The organism is Microvirga tunisiensis (assembly GCF_009296175.1).
Classification (GTDB): Bacteria; Pseudomonadota; Alphaproteobacteria; order Rhizobiales; family Beijerinckiaceae; genus Microvirga; species Microvirga tunisiensis.
This window is the reverse complement of record NZ_VOSK01000235.1, coordinates 1-10,022: the sequence shown is the minus strand read 5'-3', so window position 1 is coordinate 10,022 and position 10,022 is coordinate 1. Positions and strand designations below refer to the sequence as shown.

Below are 10,022 nucleotides of genomic sequence, written 5' to 3'. Positions count from 1 at the left end.
GATCGAGCAGTACCGTGGCGGGATCAGGGTGATCGACCGCGCCGGTCTGGAACGGGGAGCGTGCGAGTGCTACCGCAAGATCCGCTTCCGCTTCAAGACGCTGCTGCCCGGCAGCTGTGCCGAGCCCGATCGCTGAGGCGAGAGTCGACCATCATCGTCTGTCGTGCTGGCCGCCGCCGTACCTGTTATTCGCCGATTGTGACCCCTCAGCTATGTTGATTATCCGGAATGTTCAGCGGGTTGCATTCACTCAAACTGGGGTCAAGGATTCGGCGCCAATTCACAGCCAAGTCGGGGAGGGCCAAAGGGAACCCTTTCTTCTCAGCCGCCTCACCGCGGGAATGACTGTGATGGGTTTTGCACAAGCCTTGTGTGGCCCCGGTCACGGAAGGACGGGCTGTTTCGAGCGATCCTGGCGGCATCGCAGGAGGTCACCATGACACGATCCTCAAAACGCCAGGCCAGACGCTGGATCATCCAAGAGCTGACCCGCTGCATGGAGCAGCGCAGCCAATCTCTCCCCTCATCCAAGCCAATTGCGGATTGATCATGTTGTACGCGCGAGCCCAGGAAACAGCCGACATCATGGACAGCCAAATCAGGGCCAGGGCGAAGGCTCTCTGCGTCGACGATGGCTTCGATCCGGATCTGAGTGTGACGCACGCCTACGGCGACGACTTCACCGCCCACGAGTGGGATTCCTGGTGGACGTCCAGCCCGGAAGTCCCCTTCCAAGAGATGGTCAGCCCGATATGGAGGCTGTACCGTGCCCACGCGTTCATTGAGCTGTCGCAACTCCAGAAGGTAGTTGAGACCAGAGACAACGTCGTCTTCTTCAGCCGAGGCAACGTTTAGCCTGGGGCAAGACCGACGTCGTGCTGACAGTCCCCATCTGCGAATTGCGAAAATGGCCGTTACTTGGCTGCGGTCGCGGTAGCTGCGATCCGATCGCCAAACCAGACCCAGGCCTTGCCACCCGCTCCCTCACCCTTGACGTAGACGTACCCTGTTTGCTGCCAGGGCAGAACGGCATCCCTCTTGTTGTCCAGGATGAGATCGCCGTGATCCGTACGCACCCTCAACACGGCATGCCCGGCGCCCACCTCATCGATGACGACAGTCATGCGCATCGCCCGTTGCGGCAGTCCCCGTTCAACCAGGAGCTTGCGCTTGAGCAGTTGCATGTCCTCGCAGTCTCCAAGCCCATCGTCCGGATAATCCCAGCGATCCACCACACCCCAGTGATCCTGATCCGGCACCGCCGCTATCGTTCGGTTGACGTGCTGGTTGATCTCCTGAAGGAATGCCCAGGTGCCGTCGGTCAGCGGGATGGTGTCCGGTTCGGAGGAATCGATCGAGCACTCCCGTGGATGCTGATCGCAGAATTGCATCCAAGCCAAGGTCGGTCCGGCTTCTCCGGATGGGCGTAGATCCTCGCTGACGATTGGCTGCGCCACAGGAGCGGGTTCGGGCGTCCCGGCGAGGACAGGGTGAGCGGCCCAGAGACACAGCAGAGCGGCTGCTTGGCTAACCCGCCTCAGGATACGATAGACACACGTCTCCTCTTGGGCGTGAAGCCCCGTCGATGCATTCCGGTGCATGTCTTGCTCGCTTGGCTTATTGCTTGGCCATTGGCCCACACCCAGTAGACCTGCACAAGGACTAGGCAGGAACCACTTGAATGCCCTTTCTTGGTTCGCCAACCGCCGATAATGCGCGCATTTGCCTGTTGGATAGGCAACTCACTTGTCTTTCTGAGAAGTCATATCATTCGAGGCAAGCCTGGCGCTTGAAAACCAGGCTCTTGCTGAGTGGTCTGGCAAAGCCCCACCGGACGGCTTGCCCCACGAACGGTCCCATTCTGCACTGCACAAATTTGTCGCGGCGTCCTGAGCTACACTGCCGGACCATCTGCGATACTCTGGATCCGCTGACGGCCCTCGCTATGGAGAGAAGGGACCCTATGGTCCAGACATTGTGCCCAAAGTGTTCATGTGACGCGGCATCAGTCCTGAGCCTTGCCACGAAAGACGGGTGCTTCACTGCCTCTGTGCAGTGCCACGTCTGCGGGTTCGAGAAGACCACGGACCAGGGTTTCCAAGACGAACGGACCGCCCGCGAGGTCGCTACCCAATCCTGGGTGGATGGAACGGAGCCCATCGCTCCAAGCCAACAGGGGTGATCCGGAGTTGCGGGCTCAAGCGTCGTTCGCAACCGGATCTGATACGGCGACGCGTCGCTGGACCGCTGCGGGGCACTCGCATGGGCTTCCGGGTCCCGTCATCTGGTGAAGGTCAGGATGGGGTCACGGACTGCCCTTCAGCTTGAACGTGTGAAGGTCCGCTTTTCGCTCCTGACCTGCCCCTGCCCTGCTCATCGCAACAGAAGCAGCATGGATTCCAAAGGAGAGCATAAGGAAGTGAGGGACAGGTAGGTCGTTGTGGCTGCACCGCACTCCGACGCCGATGGCGTTGATACTGTGACGTCAGCCTCTCGGAGCCGATTGATTACTGACCGCCCACAAATCCTGATGCTCCCCTCATTCTGGTACTCCAGCCTTTCTCAGACCCTCGGTAAACAGCTCGCAGTGAGCATAAGCCCCCAGATTGGCGCGGAGGCGACTGACCGTGATTGGGGGGCCAATCTGGTTGCGTTGCTGGATATGGGCCTGTGCCTCCTCCACAAGGCCGAGATGCCCACAGCAGCTGATCAGCGCGTTGTGGTGCCCCGGGAATTCCGGGAAAGTCACGACCGAACGGCGCAAGAAGGACAGAGCCTCCGAGAAGCGGCGGTCTCCGAGCAGGGTCAGGCCATGGAATGCCATGTAGATCCCGGCAAACGTATCCAACGGGCTCATCCGTATGGCCTTCCCTGTCTCGTTGACGGCCTCGGCAAACGAGCCAGCCCTGAGAAGGGCTACACCATACATGGTGCGCCCAAGCGCCCAGCTCGGATTAATCTCGAGGGCCCCCTTCATCTGCTCCAAAGCGCGATCGTGGTGACCCATCGTGCTCAAGCTGAAGCCATAGCTCATCATGGCCCAAGGCTCGCTCGGATCAATGGCCAAAGCCCGCTTGGCAAGATCTGCCATCTCTCGAAAGCCTTCCTCCCTTGAGCGCCAGTAGCAGAAGGTTTCCCACCACACCGCCCAACTGAGAATGGCGTAAGCTCTCGCATAACTTGGCTCACGAGCGATGGCGCGTCGAAGAAGGGCCTGCGCCTCTTCGTTCGATTTGCGTTGAGCCTTGTTGATCAAGGTGAGGGCTGACACGACCAAGCCCCAGGTATCCACACTTTCGGGCGGCTTGTTCCGGGCTCTGAAACCCTCCTCGGCATAAAGATGAGGTTCGATTGCAGCCACAACATTCTCGGTGATCTCATCCTGGACAGCGAAGACATCTTCCATCAGTCTGTCGTAGCGCTCTGCCCAAATATGCTTTCCGTTCGCGGCATCGATGAGCTGCCCTGTGATGCGAATGCGACTGCCAGACGCTCTTACACTGCCTTCAAGGATGTATCGGACTCCAAGATCGCGAGCGACCTGGCGGACGTCGATCGCCTGGCCCTTGTAAACAAAGGTAGAGTTGCGCGAGATGACGAGCAGCCAGCGCAGACGCGAAAGTGCCGTAATGATGTCCTCGGCCATCCCATCCGCGAAGAATTCCTGCTGTGGATCGCCGCTCATGTTGTTGAAAGGCAATACCGCGATGGATGGCTGGTCTGGCAGTGTGAGGGGCTGGCTTGAGATCGCTCCAGGCAACGACGCCATCTTAGTCACGGCCGAGAGCCTGAAGATCCTCACAGCTCTTGCTATGTTCTTGACCTGTTGCTCACCCTGATCCTCAAAGGAGTACGGCAGTTTATCTCTGACCTCGTCGTAGACTTTGCCAGAGACGCAAAGGCCCCCGGGCTCAGCCAGCTGCTCCAGGCGTGCTGCCACATTCACTCCGTCGCCGTAGATATCACCATCGCTTTCGATGATGATGTCTCCGAGATTGATGCCGATGCGGAGTTGAAGGGCCGGAGCACCACCATCAGCGGCTTCAGAAGCGAGAACCGCCTGAACTTCCACAGCACAACGAACCGCCTCCACAGGACTTGAGAACTCAACCAGGAAGCCGTCGCCGCTTGTTTTTACCACGCGTCCCTGATGATCCCTCACCGTCGGCTCAATGACCTCCCGACGAAGTCTCTTGATCCTGGCGAGGGTGCCTTCCTCATCTTGTCCCATAAGCGCGGAGAAGCCAGCTATGTCAGCCGCGAGAATCGCTGCGAGGCGCCTCTGCACCTTCTGACCGCTTGGACTGGTCATCTCATCCTCAGGGATACAGGTGTTGAGGAGCAATGGTGCTTCGCTCAGCACGCTTCGTCCAGAGGCATTAACGCGGCAGCCCCCCGAGTTCGAAGGCCAAGCTTTTGGATGTGCCACGATCTACAGCCACCGTTCCCAGAGTTCGCTGCGGAGAACCGACGATGCAAAAGCCGCAGGGCTGGTTCATGCCGGAAGAGACGTTCCCAATCCGGGGAGCATTACGGTCTTTGGAGTAACCCATGAGGGGCCCACTCTGGGAAGCTGCGCTTTAGCCTGATCGATGGCAGTTCAATGAGAGCCAAGACCACAGCCAACATTGCGGCCCCACATCTCATGCTCCTGGCGCATCCGGCCAGCTTCATGATAGCGTCTCAGGTTCAGGCGCACCACGGGCTCAGCAGCACTTCGCCCGACGTCTCTTCTTCGGGCAGCCTGGCCCAGGCAAGCGCCTGCCTGATCACTTGCGTCATGCTGGGCTCGATGCCGTCGAGCTGGTCAGCCTTGGCCATGAGCTGATCAATGGTCCGGATCTCCTCTCGCCGCAGTACGTCCCAGGCCATGGGAGGCAGAGAGAGACCGTCAATGGGCCCGGCGCAGATATCATCAAAATGGAACATGGGACGCTCCTGCCTGACAGGTAAGAAAGAGTTGCAAGGAAGACCTTTCCGGAGCCTCCAGCGATCGGATCACAGGCGGGCCTCGATGATCAGGTTGAACGGGGTCTGCGCGGCCTGGCGCACCGTCCCGAACCCAGCTGATTTCAACACGGCGTCAAGCCGCCTCGGGCCTGCCTGAGCACCGAGGACGTGCGTTCCATGCTCCGAGATCGCATGGGCGCAGCACATCGTTGTCGACGCCGCATAGTAAAGCCGGCCGACCGGGTTGATGTTGTCTTCCACCCGATCGCCGGCATACGGCTCGATCAGCATAATCGTACCGTCCTCAGCCATTGCGGTCCTGGCATATCGCATTGCGTCGACGGGCCGACCCATGTCGTGCAGGCAGTCAAAGAAGCAGATGAGATCATAGGTGTGCCTGGCATATTCGTCGGCGCTTGCGACCTCGAAGCTGACGCGCTCGGCGACGCCGGCTTCTCGGGCTACTCCTCGGGCAATCTCGATCGATCCCTCATGGGCATCGAAGCCCCAGAAGCGGCTTTCCGGGTATGCCTGGGCCATCAGCACGGTCGAGTGGCCGTGCCCGCAGCCGACATCGGCGACCTTGGCGCCCTTCTCGAGCTTGGCTGTCAAACCCGTGAGGGTCGGTAGCCACTCGCTGACGAGGCTTGCCGTGTAGCAGTTGCGGTAGAACGCGGCGACGCCGCAATAGAGCCCCTCGCTGTGCTCGCCCCAGCTCACGCCCTCTCCTGTCTTGAAGGCGTTGAGCGTCTTGGCCTCGTCGGCCCACATGGAGGCCACGACCTGCCAAGCGTGCGGCAGGAACACCGGACTCGTGTCGTCGGCGAGGACGGCAGCCTGCTCCGGCGTGAGTTCATAGGTCGCTGAAGCCGGATGGTAGTCAATGTAGCCACCGGCTACTTGGGAGTTGAGCCACTCCCGGACATAGCGCTCGCTGCAACCGCTCCGCCTCGCGATCTCGTGGGAGCTCAACGGGCCACTGCCGGCCATCGCACGGTAGAGCCCGAGCTTGTCGCCGAGGCTCACCATGACGCCGCCATAGCCGGCCGAAAGATCCCCGAGGAGGCGCCCGGCAAGGGCGTCGAGCTTGTGCTGGTCGATCGTCATCGGTCACTCCATCCTTGTCGTTCTGCGCCTTGTGCGCCGAAGTCCAGGTCAGGATGCCGGTTGGCCCTTAGGTCCGAGAGTGCGAGACTGGCCAGGAACGGTCCATTTGTGCCAAGGGAGCCCTTCGTATGTCGGGAACGCCGCGCCCATTGCACGTCAGCCTTGTCGCCATCCCTGATGCGGTCATCTCGACCCTGACCGGGATCTACGATGTGCGGCATCCATCTCGACTGCACCGTCGGCGTTCAGGTCCGAGCCGTACCCTGCGTTGAAAGTGGGGTCGCTCTCCAGAGCCTGGATCGCGGCTTCGACAGCCTCCACGGCGGACCCGCCCTGCTCCAGGATCACCCGTCCCGCGGCAAGAGCCGCAAGGCATCCGTGCCGGTTGGCGTCCTCCTGCTCCGAAGCGATCTCCTTGGCGCCGCCATGGACGACAATCGCCCAGGTCACGCGGTTCTCCGCCAGGTGTCCGTTCCGCCGCGTCGCCTTTCGATCTCAACCTCGTGGCGAGCGTCGGGCGACACGCGGAAGTCGAGCACCTGCTGCCACATCGCCTCGACCTCGGTCGGCGTGAGCACCACCAGGTCTCCCGGCTGCGCCATGGCGAGGCACACGGGCGCAGCGTCTTCTTCGTTCATGACGCGGCGGATGCGATCCTCGGAAAAACCGGCGGCAAGCGCGCCCTCCACGAGGAGTTCAACGATCTCGCCGGGCCTGCGGCCCCGCCGGGCCGGGTCCTCGCGGAAGACGATGTCGTCGAAGTAGCGCGTGGCGAGCGCCCCCATCTCGCGGATGTCCTCGTCCCGGCGGTCGCCCGGGATGTTGATCATGCCAATGATGCGGCGATGCCGCGGGCGCATCTTCAGGATGAGATCCCCAAGCGCTCGAAGGCCGGCCGGGTTGTGAGCGTAGTCCAGGATGACCCGGAAACCGTGCCCATCGAAGACGTTGAGGCGGCCAGGGCTGTGCTGGAAGGATGTGGTGTAGGTCGAGAGAGCGCTACGAATGACGGCAGGGGGCACACCCTGTGCATACGCCATCGCAACCGCACCCAAGGCATTCTGCACGTTGAAGTCCGCAAGCCCGTCGAAGGTCGCCGGGATCTCGGCGGTCGGCATCAGGTGAATGGCGTCCCCGTCATCGTGGATGATGATGTCGCCGCCATCGGCTCGCCCGGCCTCGCGCACCACCGCGAGCCCGCCATCCTCGATGTGCTCGCGCAGGAAGTCCGGCATGTCGGAACTCCCGCGAAGAGAGAAGTAGCCGAGCCTGCCGCCGGCGCGCCGGCGCATGCTGACGCACATCGGATCGTCGGCGTTGAGGATGCTGGTGCCGTTCCGGTGCACGGCTTCGACGACCACGGACTTGACCCAGGCGAGATCCTCAATGGTATCGATTCCTTTCAACCCGCCTCGTGCCGGTCGACCACGATCATGAACCGACATCCGCCATTCCGCCCGAGCTTCGGAGGGCATGAGCCAAGGGATTCCAGCATCGCCGGCCAATGCCCGCATTCTTTTCAAACTCGTGCAGACCGAAGGATCCGCCAACACCAAGATCGAAGTTGCCGGCTTCGACCCGATGGAACGGCCATCCTCAGCGAGGACGGCACCCGAATCGACTACAGCCGCCTGACCAACTTAAATCCGCTGCTCACCCAGGGGATCATAGCTGGGGACGGCTCGGCCCGGCGGCCTGAGATCCCTCGGCAGCCATGACCGTATCGTCGGCCCGGTTGTGATGACGAAGCCCGAGACTGCCCCATGATCATTGACATTGATGGAAGGCTCAGCCGCTGCAATGTCGATGGCGAGCCCAAATCGCTTGGTGAAAGGGCAACGCGGCCGAGACTCCTAAATGTTACCGCGCGGGTCCACTTCACAGGTGGGCGTCTCCTGCCAAACTCTGTGCACATATGTGAGACGACCGGCAGCGGACGGTCGTCAGCGGCGCTCCAACAGGTGCGACAGGAGATGCAAGGAAAGTGCGGAAGGTCGCCTCCGGGTCGAACCTCCGTGAAAACTCAAACCACACTCGCCATGGCGAACTATTTATACAAGTTGACACCTCGGTACCGGATATTTCCCGGTCCAACCGGCCTTGCGAGACACAAAATTTCTCCAAGAAGCAGACCGGCTGTGTTTTCACACAGGCTCCGCATCATGAGCTGACATGCGGTGTACTTCCGAGAAGTGCTAGGAGCTGATATTTGATGATCTCGTTCACTCATCCTTCATAGGCGGCTCTTCAGGCTGTCAGGTCAATAGCAAGCGAGCGAGGCTCGGCATCGTGCTATGCGCGGCCCGTGGATAGCACACGTTGGTGTTGTCACATCAACCAAGAAGAGGCTGTCTTTCGAGGATAATCCCATAGGCCAAAGTCGTTGAAAGCACGTGATCCGGTTCTCGTGTAAGGGCCGTAAACGCCAGTAAGAACGCTTTGATGTGACAACGCCGCTCCAAACGCTGCAACCCAAGTCTCAGGCGAGGGTTGCCTCCAAGCAATGTCTATCGCCAGGAGTTCCCATGAGCGTCATCGGAACCGCGGCACTCGGCTTGGCCGCGGGCGTGATAGCCAGTCTCGTCACGCCCGGCAGAAGGGGCCCATTCGGTTTCATGCTGACCAGCCTCCTGGGCATCATAGGTGCCTTTGCGGCTGCGTATCTCGGACAGGAGGCAGGATGGTATCAGGCGGAAGATAGCACTGGGCTGATAGCAGCCCTCTTGGGAGCAGCCATTTTGCTTCTGATCTGGGGCCTTCTTTTCCGGAGCCGACGCCCAACCTCCTCCGTGTGACATCCACCGGCTCAACGACATAGAGCAATCCTGCCGCACGGTGTCCCTCCGAGTTTGGAAGTTAGCCCAAATGTGCCGATCAGGAAAACTGGTTTCAGACTACAGCCTCCCAGTTCCAGCACACCGGCGCAGACCCCGTCGACGGACATCCAGTTGATCTGAGCGTAGGGTTTCAAAGCGTGCTTCGGCCTGTCTGCGGCTGGTCCAGGACTACCTCGGCGGGACTTGGGGGAAGGCGCGCGTCCCCTCGATCGCTCCCCGAACATAGTCAATATGCTGGATGAAAGGCGCGCCCTCGGCGACGTAGTTATCGAACATCCCGTAGTTCGCCGTAAGGTTCATGAACATAAACATCAGCCCAACCACTACCGTTGCCTTGGTTGGACATGGGGGAGGCGCGGAAGGTTTGGCGATCCGTATTATGCAGAGACAGCACAGCGAAACGGTCACCGTCAGCGCATTCCATCGATGCGCGTCCCAGGCCACGAAATTGAGCAGCAACGGAGAAGAGCAGGCGATTGGAATAGCGTACCGGGCCAGGACAAAGCCGATGCGCGGTTTCGCTATCCCGTCGTCCCGGACGCGCGCCAAACTGATGGCGGTCAAGCTGGCCTTCATCAGAATGAAGGATATCGAACAGAAAAGGATCAGAGACGGAAGAAAGGCCCATAGGAATCCCGGCGATAACACGCGTCCTATATGAGCTCTGAAATGTTCCGCTCCGTCCATAAAAAGGATGTAGGCGAAATCTGTCCTTATGGGAAAGCTGGCTTTGCTTTGCAGAAGCTGGTTTAGTTCTTCCGGCGTAACATCCGGCTTCACAGCAAGGAAGTTGGTAGCAGCCGTAACGGCAACAATGATGGCGCTCAAAAGCAGGGCAAGGCGCATTCGTTCCTGAACCAGCAGAAAGACGATCAGGACTGGTGCAAAAACGACGGCCATTATCTCGTGCACTAGATCCTTAGCCGTTCTTATGCATGGGAAGGTTGATGAAGGCTGGCGAGTGTAGCTTAAGCACTTGAAGCAGCGTAGGATTTGGTTGTTGAGACTAATCCCTGCCACCAATTGCCCTGTGCCACACTCGCCATGCCGGACGATACACCTGCCACCTTCCCGTTTCCAGCCGTTGGCCGCAAGAAGATCACCGCTGCTTTCGACGGTGGGCGCCTG

General features: G+C 60.3%; 10 protein-coding genes. 3 read left to right on the top strand and 7 right to left on the bottom strand.

Annotation, left to right across the window (positions count from 1 at the left end; genetic code table 11):
- Nucleotides 1-585 precede the first annotated feature (585 nt).
- Nucleotides 586-855 (top strand): hypothetical protein, encoded by a 270-nt coding sequence (locus FS320_RS31470; RefSeq protein ID WP_152716385.1) that lies wholly within the window; start codon nt 586-588, stop codon nt 853-855.
- 59 nt (nt 856-914) lie between these two features.
- On the opposite strand, the gene FS320_RS31465 is transcribed toward FS320_RS31470, so the two are convergent.
- The 6 genes from FS320_RS31465 to FS320_RS31440 all read right to left on the bottom strand — a co-directional run bounded on the left by FS320_RS31465 (nt 915) and on the right by FS320_RS31440 (nt 7,532).
- Nucleotides 915-1,601, bottom strand: coding sequence for a transglutaminase-like cysteine peptidase (locus tag FS320_RS31465; protein WP_152716383.1), 687 nt, complete (start codon nt 1,599-1,601; stop codon nt 915-917).
- Between the two features lie 938 nt (nt 1,602-2,539).
- A complete protein-coding gene (locus FS320_RS31460; protein WP_152716381.1) occupies nt 2,540-4,312 on the bottom strand; it encodes an adenylate/guanylate cyclase domain-containing protein in 1,773 nt (590 codons plus the stop codon).
- 377 nt (nt 4,313-4,689) lie between these two features.
- Nucleotides 4,690-4,929, bottom strand: a complete 240-nt coding sequence (locus tag FS320_RS31455; RefSeq protein WP_152716379.1) for a hypothetical protein — start codon at nt 4,927-4,929, stop codon at nt 4,690-4,692.
- 69 nt (nt 4,930-4,998) lie between these two features.
- Nucleotides 4,999-6,057 carry a class I SAM-dependent methyltransferase gene (locus FS320_RS31450; RefSeq protein ID WP_152716377.1) on the bottom strand — a complete coding sequence of 353 codons (1,059 nt, stop codon included), beginning with the start codon at nt 6,055-6,057 and terminating at the stop codon, nt 4,999-5,001.
- 183 nt (nt 6,058-6,240) lie between these two features.
- Complete coding sequence (locus FS320_RS31445; protein ID WP_338105567.1) at nt 6,241-6,507, bottom strand: isoaspartyl peptidase/L-asparaginase; 267 nt, start codon at nt 6,505-6,507, stop codon at nt 6,241-6,243.
- Nucleotides 6,504-7,532 carry a glutamate ligase domain-containing protein gene (locus FS320_RS31440; RefSeq protein ID WP_244627519.1) on the bottom strand — a complete coding sequence of 343 codons (1,029 nt, stop codon included), beginning with the start codon at nt 7,530-7,532 and terminating at the stop codon, nt 6,504-6,506. The genes FS320_RS31445 and FS320_RS31440 overlap by 4 nt, the downstream gene beginning before the upstream one ends.
- Between FS320_RS31440 and FS320_RS46270 the strand changes: the two genes are divergently transcribed.
- Together FS320_RS46270 and FS320_RS31435 are read left to right on the top strand one after the other, a co-directional pair.
- Nucleotides 7,531-7,692 carry a hypothetical protein gene (locus FS320_RS46270; RefSeq protein ID WP_162562915.1) on the top strand — a complete coding sequence of 54 codons (162 nt, stop codon included), beginning with the start codon at nt 7,531-7,533 and terminating at the stop codon, nt 7,690-7,692. The genes FS320_RS31440 and FS320_RS46270 overlap by 2 nt on opposite strands.
- An 890-nt stretch (nt 7,693-8,582) precedes the next feature.
- Nucleotides 8,583-8,852 (top strand): GlsB/YeaQ/YmgE family stress response membrane protein, encoded by a 270-nt coding sequence (locus FS320_RS31435; RefSeq protein WP_152716373.1) that lies wholly within the window; start codon nt 8,583-8,585, stop codon nt 8,850-8,852.
- Between the two features lie 210 nt (nt 8,853-9,062).
- Here the strand turns inward: FS320_RS31435 and FS320_RS31430 are convergent, their stop codons facing one another.
- Entirely contained in the window at nt 9,063-9,794 is a 732-nt protein-coding gene (locus FS320_RS31430; protein ID WP_152716371.1) for a hypothetical protein, read from the bottom strand.
- Nucleotides 9,795-10,022 lie beyond the last annotated feature (228 nt).

What these genes read in the sequence shown, in the direction of transcription:
- FS320_RS31470 (WP_152716385.1), top strand. Translation starts at nt 586, where the DNA reads ATGGACAGCCAAATCAGGGCCAGGGCGAAGGCTCTCTGCGTCGACGAT.
- FS320_RS31465 (WP_152716383.1), bottom strand. Translation starts at nt 1,601, where the DNA reads ATGCACCGGAATGCATCGACGGGGCTTCACGCCCAAGAGGAGACGTGT.
- FS320_RS31460 (WP_152716381.1), bottom strand. Translation starts at nt 4,312, where the DNA reads ATGACCAGTCCAAGCGGTCAGAAGGTGCAGAGGCGCCTCGCAGCGATT.
- FS320_RS31455 (WP_152716379.1), bottom strand. Translation starts at nt 4,929, where the DNA reads ATGTTCCATTTTGATGATATCTGCGCCGGGCCCATTGACGGTCTCTCT.
- FS320_RS31450 (WP_152716377.1), bottom strand. Translation starts at nt 6,057, where the DNA reads ATGACGATCGACCAGCACAAGCTCGACGCCCTTGCCGGGCGCCTCCTC.
- FS320_RS46270 (WP_162562915.1), top strand. Translation starts at nt 7,531, where the DNA reads ATGAGCCAAGGGATTCCAGCATCGCCGGCCAATGCCCGCATTCTTTTC.
- FS320_RS31440 (WP_244627519.1), bottom strand. Translation starts at nt 7,532, where the DNA reads ATGCCCTCCGAAGCTCGGGCGGAATGGCGGATGTCGGTTCATGATCGT.
- FS320_RS31435 (WP_152716373.1), top strand. Translation starts at nt 8,583, where the DNA reads ATGAGCGTCATCGGAACCGCGGCACTCGGCTTGGCCGCGGGCGTGATA.
- FS320_RS31430 (WP_152716371.1), bottom strand. Translation starts at nt 9,794, where the DNA reads ATGGCCGTCGTTTTTGCACCAGTCCTGATCGTCTTTCTGCTGGTTCAG.